Origin of the sequence: Qipengyuania flava (genome assembly GCF_019448255.1) — a bacterium.
GTDB classification, from domain to species: domain Bacteria; phylum Pseudomonadota; class Alphaproteobacteria; order Sphingomonadales; family Sphingomonadaceae; genus Qipengyuania; species Qipengyuania flava_A.
Genome location: NZ_CP080410.1, coordinates 26,934 through 41,848, shown reverse-complemented (window position 1 = coordinate 41,848; position 14,915 = coordinate 26,934). Strand labels below are relative to the sequence as shown.

The window sequence follows — 14,915 nt, the reverse complement described above, 5'->3', positions numbered from 1 at the left end:
CCATAGCCGCTGACAGGGATTCGCCGCATGAAGATCATGGCCGCCAACTCGAACCTGCCGCTCGCGCGTGCGATCGCAGCTTACCTCGAAATGCCGCTGGTGGACGCGCAGGTGCGCCGCTTCGCCGACGAAGAGATCTTCGTCGAGATTCACGAGAACGTGCGCGGCGAGGACGTGTTCGTCGTCCAGTCGACCAGCTATCCGGCCAACGACAACCTGATGGAGCTGCTGATCGGCATCGATGCGCTGAAGCGCGCCTCGGCCCGCCGCATCACCGCTGTCGTTCCCTACTTCGGCTATGCCCGCCAGGACCGCAAGCCCGGCCCGCGCACGCCGATCTCGGCCAAGCTGGTCGCGAACCTGATCACCGAAGCGGGCGCCGACCGCGTGCTCGCGGTGGATCTCCACGCCGGCCAGATCCAGGGCTTCTTCGACATCCCGACCGACAACCTCTTCGCTGCGCCCGTGATGGCGGCCGATATCCAGGCCCGTTACGGCGATCAGGACCTGATGGTCGTCTCGCCCGACGTTGGCGGTGTGGTTCGCGCCCGCGCGCTGGCCAAGCGGCTCGACAACGCGCCGCTGGCTATCGTCGACAAGCGCCGCGACCGCCCTGGCGAAAGCGAAGTGATGAACATCATCGGTGATGTCTCGGGGCGCCACTGCATCCTGATCGACGATATCGTCGATTCGGGCGGCACGCTGTGCAACGCGGCGCAGGCCCTGCTCGATCAGGGCGCTGCCTCTGTCGCGGCCTACATCACCCACGGCGTCCTGTCGGGCGGTGCGGTCGCCCGCGTCGATGGTTCGGCGCTGAAGGAACTGGTGATCACCGATTCGATCCGCCCGACCGACGCAGCGCAGGATTCCGAACGCATCCGCATCCTGACCATTGCGCCGCTGATCGGCGAGGCTGTCCGCCGCATCGCGGACGAAAGCTCGGTCAGCTCGCTGTTCGACTGACCGCAGCGGCCTGACCGGCAGCCGTCCGGGCAGCGCCCATCGCCTGGAACGGCGCGCGCATCCAGGGCCTCACCGCTCCGGGTGCAAGCCGATCGAGCAATTCCAGACGCCGCGCCTGCCGTATTTCGAGGCTGAGAGTGAGCAGCGCGTTGCGCTGGGCGCGAAACGCGGTCGGGGTCATGCCGAAGAAGGCCTGGAATTCGCGGATCAGGTGCGACTGGTCGAAGAAGCGCAGCAGGATGTCCTCTTCCTCTTCGTCGGCAACGCCGCATAGCCGCGAGGCGAGGTCGAGAACGCGTGCGCGCCGCATGACCTGCTTGGGCGTCAGGCCGAAATCGCGGCCGACCGTGCGCTGGAGCGAACGCATCGTCACGCCAAGCTCATCGCAGACTTCGGTCAGCGGGCGGTTCGGATCGGCAAAGGCCTGAAGCTCGAACCCGTGGGATACGGCGCTCGGCTGCGGGGCATCCCGCCCGGCGATCACGTGCCGCAGCCAGTCCTCCATCGCGCGCAGCCAATCCTCCCCTTCGATCTCCGCGTTGTAGACAAGGTGGGGCGCAGGTGCCGGCGACCGGTCGGGTTCGAGGACGCGAAGCCGCTGGACCAGGTCTGCATCGGGCAAGCCCCAGATCGCCTGGACTGCACCCGGGCGCAGCATCATCCCGGCCACGCGGATCGGTCCGCGATAGTCGAGCCGCATGCAGTGCTTGTGCTGGCCGGTGAGGAAGCAATCGTCGTGCACATGCTTTACGCCGTCATCCGTCGCGACATCCCAGTGCCCGTCCATCGCGGCGCGGACATAGGCGGCGTCGTTGCACAGGAGACCCCATGCGCGCGCGTCGCTGGGCGCGTCCGTCAAGGCCACCATCACCCGGCCGACCCACGGTTCGAGATCGCGCGCCGGAGCGCGGTTGAACGAGAGCGGATTGCCATCGCGCGTCGCGCCCGACAGCGGCTGGTGGGCCCGCGCGCCCGGACGGACCCCGTTAGGCGGCGGCGTCACTAGGGCCGACCCTTCCAGCCGGGTTCCGCTACCGGATCGCGCCATGGGGCCGCGCCCTGTGCCTCGAGCGCTTCCAGCTCCTCAAGCGCTTTCAGGCGGCGGCGCTGCCGCGATTCCATATTGAGGCGCAGGAAGGGATGCGGGCCACTGGTCAGCTCGGTCGGGCGCATGCCGAAAAAGTGCCGCATCTCGCGAATGAGGTGGGACTGGTCGAAATAGCGCAGCCGCATGTCCGGCTCTTCTTCAGGCCGCGCAACGCCCAGCAGCGTCGCGGCCATGTCGAGCGCGCGGGCCCGGCGCTGCACCAGCTTGGGGCTGATCCCGAAATCGCGCTGCACCGCGCGTTCCAGCGTACGGGTGGAAACGCCGGCGGATTCGGCGAAGTCGGCGATGGCGAAATCGGGAGACACGAGGCACTCACGTTCGAACGCTGCGGTGAGCGGATCGGGATCGGGCCTGTCGGTTTTATCGAGGAAGATGCGCAATTGCTCCTCTACGGCCGACAGCCACGCGTCATAGCCCAGCTCCAGCGGGACCTTGCGCGTCAGCTTGCCGTGGCCCACGAGATCGTCGTGGATCACGATGCGGTCGCGCAGGTCGCCTTGCGACGGCCCGCCCAGGACCGGCGGCGCTCCGGTGATCAGGTGGATCGTTATGACGCGGTAGGAGCCGGTGACGCTGATCGGCATGAAACGCGTCTGGGGCCCGAAATAGAGCGTGATGCCGTCCTCGCCCGGGTCGTACTCCTGATAGCCATCCAGCGTTTCGGCCGTCCACTTGCCGCCCCAGAGCAGCCGCATGCAGGCCTGGTCGCCCAACATGCCGCAGCGCACCGTCAGGTCGGGCGGCAACTCGCCCTCGGCGATGCTGATCCAGTAGAACCACGGGGCAACGTCGTCAGCCGGCGTGCGCGACAAGGACAAGGGCGCGCCCTCCCGCGTCGATCCGGTGAGCGACCGGATCGGCGGTTCGGCGTTTGCGCCCGGCGCGAATCCTTCGTTTCGCCCGTCCTGGTTGCCTGGCTCTCTGCCTATGGCGCTACATCTCCCTTCAGCGCGACCCGAAGGGATGGAGTTCGGCGGTCAATTGCCTTGACCGCGCATGGTTAAGAAGGGAAATGCGCGGTCATGTCCAGCAGTTCCGATCTCGCCCTTGCTAATCGTCTCGCCGAAGCGGCGGGTGAAGCCATCCGTCCCCTGTTTCGCGGCGAATGGTCGCAGGAACAGAAATCCGACCGCAGCTTCGTGACCGAGGCCGACCAGGCCGCCGAAGCCGCCATGCGCGCGATCCTCGAAGCCGAACGCGCCGACGACGGGATCATCGGGGAGGAATACGGCACCCGCAACGAAGGCGCGGGCCGCCAGTGGGTGCTCGATCCGATCGACGGCACCACCAGCTTCATCGCCGGCCGCCCGATCTTCGGGACGCTGATCGCCCTGATGCAGGACGGCTGGCCGGTGCTGGGTGTCATCGACCAGCCCATCGCGCGCGAGCGCTGGGTCGGCCAGATCGGCGAAGGCACAACCTTCAACGGCGCGCCTGCCCGCGTGGCGGCGTGCAAGGACCTGTCCGACGCGGTGCTTGGCACCACCACCCCGCACCAGTTCGAAGGAGGCGATGTCGATGCCTTCATGGGCGTCGCCAAATCGGTTGCCGAACGCAAGATCATCTACGGCGGCGATTGCTACAATTACGGCCTCGTCGCCTCTGGCCATGTCGACCTCGTGATCGAGGCCGGGTTGAAGCTCCACGATTTCGCGGCCCTGGTGCCGGTCGTCGAAGGGGCTGGCGGCGTGATGAGCGACTGGCAGGGCAACCCGCTCGATGCGGGTAGCGACGGGCGCGTGATTGCCCTTGGCGATGCCGCGCGGCTCGACGACGTGCTGGAAGCGATGGGGTGAGCGGATCGCTGGCCGGCAAGATTGCGCTGGTAACAGGCGCGGCGCGGGGCCTCGGATTCGAGATCGCCTCCCGGTTTGCAGAACACGGCGCCAGCGTGTGGCTCAACGGGCGCGACAGCGCGGCGCTGGAGGAAGCGGCCCGGCGCATCGGCCAGGGTGCGCGCCCGCTTGCTTTCGACATTGCCGATGATGCGGCGACGCGCGATGCCTTCGCTCTGCTGGCCGAGAACGGGCTGGACATCCTCGTGAACAATGTCGGTCAGCGCGACCGCCGTCCGCTCTCCGAGCTGCGGCGGGAGGACATGGCATCCATGCTCGCGACCAACCTCGTCGCGCCTTTCGACCTGGCGCGAAGGGCGGCGGCGTTGATGCAAATGCGAGACAGCGGGCGCATCATCAACATCACGTCGATCGCGGCCGAGATCGCCCGCGGCGATGTACTCTACACAGCGAGCAAAGGCGGGCTCGCTGCCCTTACGCGAGCGCTAGCTGCCGAACTCGGCGGATCGGGAATTACGGTGAACGCCGTCGCTCCGGGCTATTTCGCAACCGAAGCCAATACCGAGATGGTCGCAGACCCCGCGATTGCCGAACATCTGGCGCGGCGCACTTCGCTTGGCCGCTGGGGCAAGCCGGGAGAAATCGCCGGCGCGGTTGCCTTCCTTGCCTCAGGCGAAGCGAGCTACATCACCGGCCATACGATTGCCGTCGATGGCGGTTACCTCACCCATTTCTGACCGGCCTGCCCGTATTCACTGAGGGCAGTCGACCACTTCCACCGGGAGCCAGCCGGACGAGCGCCGCGATGTCTGGCGATCGAAATAGTAGCGCCGGCCCTCGATCACGCGAACACAGCTCTCAGGATCCAGCGTAGTCAGGCGGCTCGCCTCCACCGGACGTCGACGGATGTTCTTGTATCCGGTCGCCGCCAGGACATGGCCGACCATCAGCTCTTCCAGCCGGGGCCAGTCCTCTTCGGGTATGCGCACAAGCGAAGTCTGCGGCGTCGCGACCGTGTCGCGGACATCGTACCAGGTGTAGCCGCGCGGCGGATCGAGCCGGGTGAACTCGTTTATCTGCCAGGCGAAGTTGGCAGGCGGGAGGTCCCCTGAAGCGTTTCCTGAACCGTCACCGCCATCGGGTTCGGGATCGCCTGGCTCGGGCGTTTCCTCGGGTTCGGGAGTTTCGCTAGGCACGGGGTTTGGAGTGGGAGCGACGGTCTCGCGCGGTCCGGGACGTGGGCTCTGCGTTTCGGTCGGGGTGGGGCGCGGCGGCGTCGGCATATCGCCCGAACAATTGTAACGGATCCCGTCTTTAAAGCTCAGGCTCAAGTCGCAAGGCCGAAAAAGGACCGCAATTGCGATAGCCAGAAGGATAAGGAAGATGCCCCAAGCAATAATCTTCTTGTGTTTTGGCTCAAATTCCATCGACCCCTCCCTCAAGGCCAGCGAATAACCGCAAGTCAGCTACCAAGCCAGCTTTCGCTTGCAATCGTCCCCCAAATCGCTATTCCGCGCGCCTTCACCGACACGTGATTCACCGCCGGTCTGGCCGTAAGGGCTGCCAGGGCTGGCGCGACGTGTCTCTGTAAAGGAGATGAAAATGCCCAAGCTGAAGACCAAGAGCGGTGTGAAGAAGCGCTTCAAGATCACCGCAACCGGCAAGGTCAAGCATGGTGTCGCCGGCAAGCGCCACCGCCTGATCAGCCACAATGCGAAGTACATTCGCCAGAACCGCGGTACCACCGTCCTGTCGGAAGCCGACAGCAAGACGGTGAAGAAGTGGGCGCCCTACGGCCTCGACTGAGCGCGAACTAAGGAGAATACGAAATGCCTCGCATCAAACGCGGCGTCACCACGCGCCAAAAGCACAAGCGTCTTTTGGATCAGGCGAAGGGCTATCGCGGCCGTCGCAAGAACACGATCCGTATCGCCCGTCAGGCTGTCGAGAAGGCCGGCCAGTACGCCTACCGCGACCGCAAGATCAAGAAGCGCAACTTCCGCGCTCTCTGGATCCAGCGCATCAACGCGGCTGTCCGCGCTGAAGGCCTGACCTACTCGCAGTTCATGCACGGCACGAAGCTTGCCGGCATCGAGCTCGACCGCAAGGTCATGGCGGACCTCGCCATGAACGAAAGCGCTGCTTTCAAGGCGATTATCGAGCAGGCGAAGAAGGCCCTTCCGGCCTAAGCTTCTGCTTTATTGAGATTAAGAGGGCGCTCCCTGTCGGGGGCGCCCTTTTTCGTGCGCCGGTAACTTGTCGCAAACCTACAAACCGCTATGCTTCGGGCGCAGGCAGCCGGAGGGACGCTTGGTAGGTCACGAGAGCATACATGTGCGCTTCTTTGCGCCGCCGGCGGACCTCGGCCCGTGCTTTACGACTTTCTATCGCCTCGAAGTGGACTTGCCCGAAGGCGAGATCCTGGAAGACTGGCTGCAGCCAGAATGGGCGAACCTGCGCTTCTTCGCCCACAATCCCCCGACAGCCGAGTTTCGCGACGGTCCGCGCGTCGAAGGGGTCCGCTTTCAGGCAACCGGCCCGACATCGTGCCCGACCCACTTCCTGCTTGGTCGTACGCGGATGTGGGGGGTGGGGCTCTTCCCGCTCGGCTGGGCGCGCTACGTCGGGGTGGACGCCGCGCAAAACACCAACATCATCGTCGATGGGGAAGCGAGCCCGGTTTTCGACCGCTTTGCCCCCTTGTGTCACACGCTGTGCGATCCCGACGGGACGGATGAGAAGCAGTTCGCGGCGCTCGCCGATTTCTTCCGCAGCAACGTCTTGCCGGCGCGCGATGACGAGCGCATCCAGACCATCCACGAGGTCATGGTTGACCCGTTGCTGCTCCAGGTCGATGATTTCGCGCGCCGCTGCGGGCTGTCCAAGCGCACTCTGGAACGGGTCTGCGCCAAGCACTTCGGGTTCTCGCCGCGTCTCCTGCTGCGCCGCCAGCGCCTGATGCGCACGCTGGGCGCCTTCATGCTGGCGCCCGAGGCCAGCTGGTCGCAGGTTATCGATCGGCATTATCACGACCAGTCCCACTTCGTGCACGAGTTCCATGCCTTCATGGGCTGCACGCCTTCGGAATACGCGGCCAAGCCGCACCCGGTCCTCAGCGCCTTCATGGCCGAGCGCGCCCGGGTCTGGGGATCGCCGGCGCAGACGCTGGACAAGCCCAAATAGCTTTTGAAATCCGTGTGCCTTTTGCTACCCATTCTCTCGAGGGCGTGATTCCAATGATCTTCCCACGATACGAAGGGCCGGCCAGCCGGGAGGCGGTACGGCGGTGAGCACCGGGGACACCACCGCGGCTGTTGCCTTGCGCTTCTTCCTGCCTCCTGAAGAGCTGCGCCCCTTCATCACCACCCTCTACCACATGGAAATTTCGGGCCACGACGGGCAGCCGGTCGACGACTGGCTGCATCCCGAATGGGCGAACCTGCGTATCATTCCCGGCCTGACGGTGGAGGCGGGGATGGGCGGCAAGCCGCTCGAGCCCATGCCGCGCGCGGTCATTGCCGGGCCGACCAGCGTGGCAACGCGCTTCCGGGCGCGTGAGGGGCGGTCTTGGGGTATCGGCCTGCTTCCGCTCGGCTGGGCGCGCCTCACGGGCGCTCCCGCCAATGAATACGCCGACCGGCACGCCGACGTCGACATGGACCCGGCCTTCGAGCACCTTCGCGCCCTGTGCGCGTGTGTGCCCGACACCGAGGGAGACCTGCTTGCCGAACGCGATGCCATGCTGCGCGAGCTTGGCGCCCTTCTTGCCAAACCGTCGCCGCGCGAGGCCGAGGTGCTCAAGGTCGAAGAAGCCTTGACCGATCCGCGCTTCCACAGCGTTGCCGAACTCGCCTCGTCGCTGGGCATGAGCGCTCGCACGATGGAGCGCTTCTGCAGCCGGGCATTCGGTTTCAGCCCGCAATTGCTGCTGCGGCGCCAGCGTTTCGTGCGCAGCTTGGCCAAGTTCATGCTCGACCCCTCGCTCAAGTGGATCGATACGCTCGACAGCCACTATCACGACCAGGCGCATTTCGTGCGGGATTTCAAACGCTTCATGACCATGTCGCCGAGCGAATACGCCCGCCTGCCCCATCCGGTCCTGATGGCCGCCGCCCATGCGCGCGCGGCCATTGCGGGCGAAGCCATGCAGGTGCTGCACAAGCCCACCGCGCCTTCCAAGGCGGACCCGTCCTGACGATGGTGAGCCTTTGCGCACCCGTTTTGAGCAGGGATGCCGCCGCCATGGCGCATGCCAGCAGCGGTGCGCCCGGCCTTCTCGAGGTCGCATAAGAGGACCGATGGCTACGCCGTATCCCCAGCCGACAGAGCTGCGCGCCGGTGCGGTGCGGCTTCGCTTGATGGGGCCGCCATCCGACCTCGCGCCGTATCTCTCGGCCTACTACCGCACCGAGATCGACGAAGGCGAGGTGGTGGAAGACTGGCTGCCGCCCGAGGAAGCGAACCTGCGAACGGGCACGGCCGAAGTGTACCAGGCCGTGATCGGGACCGGTGAGCTTGGTGCGGTTCCCGCTGCGGTCATCTCCGGGCCCACGGACCGCGTGACCCGGCTGAGAATCGGTGGCGGAAAGTTCTGGGGCGTGGGGCTGACACCGGCCGGCTGGGCGAGTCTGATCCGCGCGCCCGCAAGCGATCTGGCAAACACCTTTCGCGATATTCGCGGATCGGTCGCGCATCCTTCGCTTGCCGGGATGCTCGACACCCTGCGCGAGGATGGCGACGACCTGGACAGGTCCTGGAGGCTGATCACCGACACCTTCCGCTCGCTTCTGGGAGAACCACATGCGGCGGCCACCGCCATAAAGGACGTGCACCGCCGGATCCTTGCGCCCGATGTTCCTGGCGTTGGGGAATTGGCGGAGGAGGTCGGGATGAAGACCCGGACCTTCGAACGGTTTTGCAAACGGCATTTCGGGTTCACGCCGCGCGCGCTCATCCGCCGCCAGCGTTTCCTGCGCAGCCTTGGCAAGTACATGCTCGATCCGTCGATGCGCTGGATCGGCTCGCTCGACACGAACTATTTCGACCAGGCCCACTTCATTCGCGAATTCCGCGCGACCATGGGCATGACGCCGGGCGAGTATGCGGCGCTGCCGCACCCCATTTCCTCGGCCGCTGTCGCGGTGAGCAACAGCAACGCCGGTGTGGCCTTGCAGGCGCTCTACGACCCCGAAAAGCCCGGGGGCGGCGAAAGCGGGGTTTAGCATTGCCGCATCTCCCGCTAGGGGCTGCGGGAAGAATTGTCCGACAGCTCCAAGCAAGACCAGATGAACGACCTCGACCAGATCAAGACCGATGCGCTCACGCGGATCGAAAACGCCCCCGACGCCGCCGCGCTCGAAGCGCTGCGCATCGAATTCCTCGGAAAGCAGGGTTCGATTTCCGGGTTGATGAAAACGCTCGGCAAGATGGCGCCGGAAGAGCGCCAGGTGCAGGGCCCGTTACTGAATGGCCTGCGCACCGCTGCCACCGATGCAATTGCAGCCAAGAAGGACGAGCTGGAGGCAGCCGAGCTCGAAGCGCGCCTTGCCACCGAAAGCCTCGACCTGACCCTCCCGGCACCCGAGGCGCCCAAGGGCAGCGTCCACCCGGTCAGCCAGGTGATGGACGAGCTCGCCGAAATCTTTGCCGATCTCGGCTTCTCCGTCGCCACTGGTCCGGAGGTGGAAGACGACTGGCACAACTTCACCGCGCTCAACATGGCCGAAACGCACCCCGCGCGCGCCATGCACGACACGTTCTATTTCCCCGACGTGGACAGCGAAGGTCGCCGCATGCTGCTGCGTACGCACACTTCGCCGGTGCAGATCCGCAGCATGGTCGAACAGGGCGCGCCGATCCGCATCATCGCGCCGGGCCGCGTCTACCGCAGTGACAGCGATGCGACGCACACGCCGATGTTCCACCAGGTCGAAGGCCTCGTGATCGACCGCGACATCCATCTCGGTCATCTGAAATGGACGCTGGAAACCTTCCTAAAGGCCTTCTTCGAGCGCGACGATATCGTACTGCGCCTGCGCCCCAGCTACTTCCCGTTCACCGAGCCTTCGGTCGAGGTCGATGTCGGCTGGCAGGACGTCGGCGGCCGCCGCGTGCTCGGCGGTGACGGCGATGCGCCGGGCCATGGCTGGATGGAGCTGCTCGGCTCGGGCATGGTCAACCGCCGCGTGATCGAATTCGCCGGGCTCGACCCGGACGAATGGCAGGGCTTTGCCTTCGGCGTGGGCGTCGACCGCCTCGCCATGCTCAAATATGCGATGGACGATCTGCGCGCCTTCTTCGATGGCGACCAGCGCTGGCTCGACCACTACGGCTTCTCGCCCTTCGACCAGCCGACCCTTTCCGCCGGTGTGGGAGCAAGCGCATGAAGTTCTCGCTCGAATGGCTGAAGTACTTCCTCGAAACCGAAGCCTCGGTCGCGGAGATTGCGGCTGCGCTCAACGCAATCGGTCACGAGGTCGAAGGCATCGAGGACCCGGCCGAGAAGCTCGAAGGCTTCCGCGTTGCCAAGGTCCTGACAGCCGCCAAGCATCCCGATGCCGACAAGCTGCAGGTGCTGACCGTCGATACGGGTGAGGGCGATCCGCTGCAGGTCGTCTGCGGTGCGCCCAATGCGCGTGCCGGCATGAAGGGCGTACTCGGTCTGCCCGGCGCGGTCGTCCCTGCAAACGGCATGGAACTGCGCAAGAGCGCGATCCGCGGCGTCGAATCCAACGGCATGATGTGTTCGGTGCGCGAGTTGGAACTCGGCGAAGAGCACGATGGCATTATCGAGCTGCCCGAGGATGCACCGGTCGGCCAGACCTTTGCCGAATACCACGACGCCTCGCCCGTCTTCGACGTGGCGATCACGCCCAACCGCCCCGACTGCATGGGCGTCGAAGGCATCGCGCGCGATCTCGCGGCGGCGGGTCTTGGCACGTTCAAGCCGGTTGAGGCCTCGGACATCGCAGCCGCGGGTGAGTGCCCGGTAGAAATCCGCACCGATGATCCGGAAGGCTGCCCGGCCTTCTACGGCCGTGTCATTCGCAGCGTCGATAACACCAAACCCTCGCCCGAATGGATGCAGCGTCGCCTGATTGCGGCGGGCCAGCGCCCGATCTCGGCGCTGGTCGATGCGACCAACTACCTCATGCTCGCCTTCGGTCGCCCGGCGCATGTCTATGACCTTGCCAAGCTGTCGGGCGCAGTCGTAGCTCGCCGCGCCAAGAATGGTGAGACGGTCGAGGCGCTGAACGAGAAGACCTATACGCTCGACGACACGATGACCGTGATCGCCGACGATAACGGCGTGCACGACATCGCCGGCATCATGGGCGGCGAGCATTCGGGTGCGACCGAGGGGACGACCGATGTCCTCCTCGAAATCGCCTATTTCGATCCTGAGCGCATCGGCGTGACGGGCCGCAAGCTGGGCCTTGCTTCCGATGCGCGCACCCGTTTCGAGCGCGGGGTCGATCCGGCCTATCTCGACGATGGCCTTGCGATCCTCACCTCGCTGATCCTCAAGACCTGCGGCGGCGAGCCGACCGAGGTCGTGCGCGCTGGGACTCCGCCGGCAGAGCCGAAGGTCGTGAAGTTCGACCCGCGTCTCACCTCGCGCCTCGGCGGTGTCGATGTGGGGCAGGACGAGCAGCGCGCGATCCTCGAGGCGCTCGATTTCCGTGTCGAAGACGACTGGCAGGTCACCTGCCCGCCGCGCCGTCACGACATCGAAGGCCCGGCCGACCTCGTCGAAGAAGTGGTCCGCATCCACGGGCTCGACCATGTTGCAAGCGTGGCGCTGCCGCGCGCGGAAGGCGTCGCCAAGCCGACCGCCAGCCCGCAGCAGAAGCTGGAGCGGAAGCTGCGCCGGGCCGCTGCAGCACGCGGATTGAACGAAGCGGTGACCTGGTCCTTCCTCCCCACCGCCGATGCCGAACATTTTGCCGACGGCGCCGAGCTGTGGGTGCTCGAGAACCCGATCAGCGAGGACATGAAGGCCATGCGCCCCTCGATGATCCCGGGTCTGCTGGCCGCAGCCAAGCGCAACGCCGATCGCGGCGCGGATGGCGCGCGTCTGTTCGAGATCGGTCGCCGCTACTTCCGCGGCAAGGACGGGGCGAGCGACGAAAAGCCGACCCTCGGCGTCGTGCTGGCGGGCAACAGGGCGCCGCGCGGCTGGGCCAGCGGCAAGGCGCAAGGCTTCGACGCCTATGACGCCAAGTCCGAAGCCGTGGCGCTTCTCGAAGCCGCCGGTGCGCCGGTCGCGAACCTCATGGTGATGGGCGAGGCGGGCGACCAGTTCCACCCCGGCCAATCGGCCACGCTGCGTCTCGGCCCCAAGAACGTGCTCGCCCGCTTCGGCGCGCTGCACCCGGCAACGCTCAAGGCCTTCGATATCGAGGGCCCAGTGATGGCGGTCGAGATCTTCCTCGATGCGATCCCGGCCAAAAAGGGCGGCGGTTTCGCCCGGGCCCACTATGCGCCGCCTGCGCTCCAGTCGCTGACCCGTGACTTTGCCTTCCTCGTCCCGGCTGACCTTGCGGCAGGTGATCTGGTGAAGGCCGTGCGCGGGGCGAACAAGAAGGCGATCGTCGATGCACGCATCTTCGATGTCTTCGAAGGCCAGGGCGTGCCCGAGGGCAAGAAGTCGGTGGCCGTCGAAGTCACGCTCCAGCCGGGCGAAAAGAGCTTCACCGATGCCGAGATCAAGGCGATCTCCGACACGGTCGTCGCCGCTGCCGCCAAGAAGGGTGCGGAGCTTCGCGGATGAAGACCGCTTTCGTCACCGGAGCCACCGCAGGCATAGGCGAGGCCACAGTGCGCACGCTGGTCGCAAACGGCTGGCGCTGCGTGGCGACCGGACGGCGCAGGGAACGGCTTGATGCCCTGGTCGAAGAACTCGGTTCCGACAAGGTCCACGCCGCTTGCTTCGACGTGCGCGATACAGAGGCGATGGATGCGGCGATTGCTGCCCTGCCTGCCGATTTCGCGGGCATCGACCTGCTGGTGAACAACGCCGGTCTCGCGCAGGGGCTCTCGCCTGCGCAGGAGTCGAACCTCGACGACTGGCAGACCATGATCGACACCAATGTGACGGCCATGGTGGTTCTTACCCGCAAGCTGCTGCCCACCTTGATCGAGCGCAAGGGCGCGATCATCGCGATCGGCTCGGTCGCGGGCAGCTACATCTATCCGGGCGGCAATGTGTATGCCGGCTCCAAGGCCTTCGCGAACCACTTCACGCTCGCCTTGCGCGCCGACCTGCACGGCACCGGCGTGCGCGTGACCAGCATCGAGCCGGGCATGGTCGAGACCGAATTCACGCTGGTGCGCACCGGCAGCCAGGAGAAGAGCGACGACCTCTATCGCGGCGCCGACCCGATGACCGGGCAGGACATCGCCGACACGATCCTGTGGATCGCAACGCTGCCGCCGCACCTCAACATCAACCGGATCGAGCTGATGCCGGTCAGCCAGGACTTCGCCGGCTTCCGCGTCGCGCGTTCGTAAAAGACATTCGATGACTTCCAACCGCCGTACCTTCGCGATCATCTCGCACCCCGACGCGGGTAAGACCACGCTCACGGAAAAGCTGCTGCTGACCGGCGGCGCGATCCACTTGGCCGGTGAGGTGAAGGCACGCGGCCAGGCGCGCCGTGCGCGTTCGGACTGGATGAAGATCGAGCAGCAGCGCGGCATCTCGGTGACCAGCTCGGTCATGACCTTCGAGCGCGAAGGCATCACCTTCAATCTGCTCGACACGCCGGGGCACGAGGATTTCTCCGAAGACACCTACCGCACGCTGACCGCGGTCGATTCCGCCATCATGGTGATCGACGCGGCCAAGGGTATCGAGCCGCAGACGCGCAAGCTGTTCGAGGTCTGCCGCCTGCGCAGCGTGCCGATCATCACCTTCGTCAACAAGGTCGACCGCGAGGGACGGCCCGTGTTCGAATTGCTCGACGAGATCGCCGACATGCTGGCGCTCGATGTCAGCCCGCAGGCCTATCCGGTCGGCATGGGCGGCGAGTTCGAAGGCGTGCTTGATTTCGAGAGCGGCTGCGTTGCACGGCCCGAGGGTCCTTCCAAGGAATTCACCGGCACACGCGATTGCGATCCGGCGATCCCCGAACGGTTCGCCGAGGAGATTGAGCTGGCGCAGATCGGCTATCCCGAATTCGATCTTGAGGCGTATCGCGGCGGCGATCTCACCCCGGTCTATTTCGGGTCCGCGCTCAAGAATTTCGGCGTCACCGAACTGATCGAGGCGATTGCCAAATACGCCCCGCCGCCGCGCCCGCAGCCAGCCGGCGAGGACCAGATCGATCCGACGCATGACGAGGTCACCGGCTTCATCTTCAAGGTGCAGGCCAATATGGATCCCAACCACCGCGACCGCATCGCTTTCATGCGGCAGGTCTCGGGCACCTTCAAACGCGGCATGAAGCTGACGCCCTCCGGCCTCGGGAAGCCGGTCGCGATCCATTCGCCGATCCTGTTCTTCGCGCAGGACCGCGAGGTGGCCGACACAGCCGAGCCGGGCGACATCATCGGAATACCGAACCACGGCACGCTGCGCGTCGGCGATACGCTGAGCGAGAAGAACCAGATCCGCTTCACCGGCCTGCCGAACTTCGCGCCGGAAATCCTGCGCCGTGTTGCGCTGGTCGATCCGACCAAGACCAAGCAGCTGAGGAAGGCGCTCGACGACCTTAGCGAAGAGGGCGTCATCCAGGTCTTCTATCCCGAGATCGGCGGCCAGTGGATCATCGGCGTCGTCGGTCAGCTCCAGCTCGATGTGCTGATCAGCCGCCTGTCGGCCGAGTACAAGGTCGACGCCAAGCTGGAAGCCTCGCCCTTTGCCACCGCGCGCTGGATCAAGGGTGACGAGAAGGCGAAGAACGAGTTCGAGAAGTTCAACCTCTCCAACCTCGCCAAGGACCGCGACGGCGACCTGGTCTTCATGGCCAAGAGCCCGTGGGACGTGAACTACCAGCAGGAAAAGAACCCGGACCTTACCTTCTCGGCGACGAAGGAGCGCTGAG

General features: G+C 65.6%; 15 protein-coding genes. 12 read left to right on the top strand and 3 right to left on the bottom strand.

Annotated elements, in window-relative coordinates; translation table 11 throughout:
- The first annotated feature begins 27 nt into the window (after positions 1-27).
- Positions 28-963, top strand: coding sequence for a ribose-phosphate pyrophosphokinase (locus tag KUV82_RS00225; protein WP_219954915.1), 936 nt, complete (start codon positions 28-30; stop codon positions 961-963).
- Here KUV82_RS00225 and KUV82_RS00220 read toward each other — a convergent pair.
- Positions 944-1,966, bottom strand: coding sequence for an AraC family transcriptional regulator (locus KUV82_RS00220; RefSeq protein ID WP_258319782.1), 1,023 nt, complete (start codon positions 1,964-1,966; stop codon positions 944-946). The genes KUV82_RS00225 and KUV82_RS00220 overlap by 20 nt on opposite strands.
- Positions 1,966-2,889 (bottom strand): helix-turn-helix domain-containing protein, encoded by a 924-nt coding sequence (locus KUV82_RS00215; RefSeq protein ID WP_219954914.1) that lies wholly within the window; start codon positions 2,887-2,889, stop codon positions 1,966-1,968. The genes KUV82_RS00220 and KUV82_RS00215 overlap by 1 nt, the downstream gene beginning before the upstream one ends.
- Before the next feature lie 204 nt (positions 2,890-3,093).
- Here KUV82_RS00215 and hisN point away from each other — a divergent pair, with 204 nt between their 5' ends.
- Together hisN and KUV82_RS00205 are read left to right on the top strand one after the other, a co-directional pair.
- Positions 3,094-3,867 carry a histidinol-phosphatase gene (hisN, locus tag KUV82_RS00210; RefSeq protein WP_219954913.1) on the top strand — a complete coding sequence of 258 codons (774 nt, stop codon included), beginning with the start codon at positions 3,094-3,096 and terminating at the stop codon, positions 3,865-3,867.
- A complete protein-coding gene (locus tag KUV82_RS00205) occupies positions 3,864-4,604 on the top strand; it encodes an SDR family oxidoreductase (RefSeq protein ID WP_219954912.1) in 741 nt (246 codons plus the stop codon). Before hisN ends, KUV82_RS00205 begins: the two co-directional genes overlap by 4 nt.
- Before the next feature lie 15 nt (positions 4,605-4,619).
- Here the strand turns inward: KUV82_RS00205 and KUV82_RS00200 are convergent, their stop codons facing one another.
- A complete protein-coding gene (locus KUV82_RS00200; protein ID WP_219954911.1) occupies positions 4,620-5,063 on the bottom strand; it encodes a hypothetical protein in 444 nt (147 codons plus the stop codon).
- Positions 5,064-5,469: 406 nt separating this feature from the next.
- On the opposite strand from KUV82_RS00200, the gene rpmI reads away from it, so the two are divergent.
- From rpmI to KUV82_RS00155, 9 genes are all read left to right on the top strand, one after another.
- On the top strand, positions 5,470-5,673 hold the full coding sequence (rpmI, locus tag KUV82_RS00195; protein WP_067693021.1) for a 50S ribosomal protein L35: 204 nt from the start codon (positions 5,470-5,472) through the stop codon (positions 5,671-5,673).
- Positions 5,674-5,696: 23 nt separating this feature from the next.
- Positions 5,697-6,056 carry a 50S ribosomal protein L20 gene (rplT, locus tag KUV82_RS00190; RefSeq protein WP_219954910.1) on the top strand — a complete coding sequence of 120 codons (360 nt, stop codon included), beginning with the start codon at positions 5,697-5,699 and terminating at the stop codon, positions 6,054-6,056.
- Between the two features lie 145 nt (positions 6,057-6,201).
- Positions 6,202-7,050: a helix-turn-helix domain-containing protein gene (locus KUV82_RS00185; protein ID WP_258319781.1), complete on the top strand. Its 849-nt coding sequence runs from the start codon at positions 6,202-6,204 to the stop codon at positions 7,048-7,050.
- Between the two features lie 103 nt (positions 7,051-7,153).
- Positions 7,154-8,062 carry a helix-turn-helix domain-containing protein gene (locus KUV82_RS00180; RefSeq protein ID WP_258319780.1) on the top strand — a complete coding sequence of 303 codons (909 nt, stop codon included), beginning with the start codon at positions 7,154-7,156 and terminating at the stop codon, positions 8,060-8,062.
- 103 nt (positions 8,063-8,165) lie between these two features.
- Positions 8,166-9,089, top strand: a complete 924-nt coding sequence (locus KUV82_RS00175) for a helix-turn-helix domain-containing protein (RefSeq protein ID WP_219954909.1) — start codon at positions 8,166-8,168, stop codon at positions 9,087-9,089.
- Between the two features lie 63 nt (positions 9,090-9,152).
- Entirely contained in the window at positions 9,153-10,253 is a 1,101-nt protein-coding gene (pheS, locus tag KUV82_RS00170) for a phenylalanine--tRNA ligase subunit alpha (RefSeq protein ID WP_219954908.1), read from the top strand.
- Positions 10,250-12,640 (top strand): phenylalanine--tRNA ligase subunit beta, encoded by a 2,391-nt coding sequence (gene pheT, locus KUV82_RS00165; protein WP_219954907.1) that lies wholly within the window; start codon positions 10,250-10,252, stop codon positions 12,638-12,640. Before pheS ends, pheT begins: the two co-directional genes overlap by 4 nt.
- Positions 12,637-13,380: an SDR family NAD(P)-dependent oxidoreductase gene (locus KUV82_RS00160; RefSeq protein WP_219954906.1), complete on the top strand. Its 744-nt coding sequence runs from the start codon at positions 12,637-12,639 to the stop codon at positions 13,378-13,380. The genes pheT and KUV82_RS00160 overlap by 4 nt, the downstream gene beginning before the upstream one ends.
- Positions 13,381-13,390: 10 nt before the next feature.
- Positions 13,391-14,914 carry a peptide chain release factor 3 gene (locus KUV82_RS00155; RefSeq protein ID WP_219954905.1) on the top strand — a complete coding sequence of 508 codons (1,524 nt, stop codon included), beginning with the start codon at positions 13,391-13,393 and terminating at the stop codon, positions 14,912-14,914.
- Position 14,915 lies beyond the last annotated feature (1 nt).

Bases quoted from the DNA above. Each gene is read 5' to 3' on its own strand.
- KUV82_RS00175 (WP_219954909.1), top strand. From the start codon at position 8,166: ATGGCTACGCCGTATCCCCAGCCGACAGAGCTGCGCGCCGGTGCGGTG.
- rplT (WP_219954910.1), top strand. From the start codon at position 5,697: ATGCCTCGCATCAAACGCGGCGTCACCACGCGCCAAAAGCACAAGCGT.
- hisN (WP_219954913.1), top strand. From the start codon at position 3,094: ATGTCCAGCAGTTCCGATCTCGCCCTTGCTAATCGTCTCGCCGAAGCG.
- KUV82_RS00160 (WP_219954906.1), top strand. From the start codon at position 12,637: ATGAAGACCGCTTTCGTCACCGGAGCCACCGCAGGCATAGGCGAGGCC.
- rpmI (WP_067693021.1), top strand. From the start codon at position 5,470: ATGCCCAAGCTGAAGACCAAGAGCGGTGTGAAGAAGCGCTTCAAGATC.
- pheT (WP_219954907.1), top strand. From the start codon at position 10,250: ATGAAGTTCTCGCTCGAATGGCTGAAGTACTTCCTCGAAACCGAAGCC.
- pheS (WP_219954908.1), top strand. From the start codon at position 9,153: ATGAACGACCTCGACCAGATCAAGACCGATGCGCTCACGCGGATCGAA.
- KUV82_RS00155 (WP_219954905.1), top strand. From the start codon at position 13,391: ATGACTTCCAACCGCCGTACCTTCGCGATCATCTCGCACCCCGACGCG.
- KUV82_RS00225 (WP_219954915.1), top strand. From the start codon at position 28: ATGAAGATCATGGCCGCCAACTCGAACCTGCCGCTCGCGCGTGCGATC.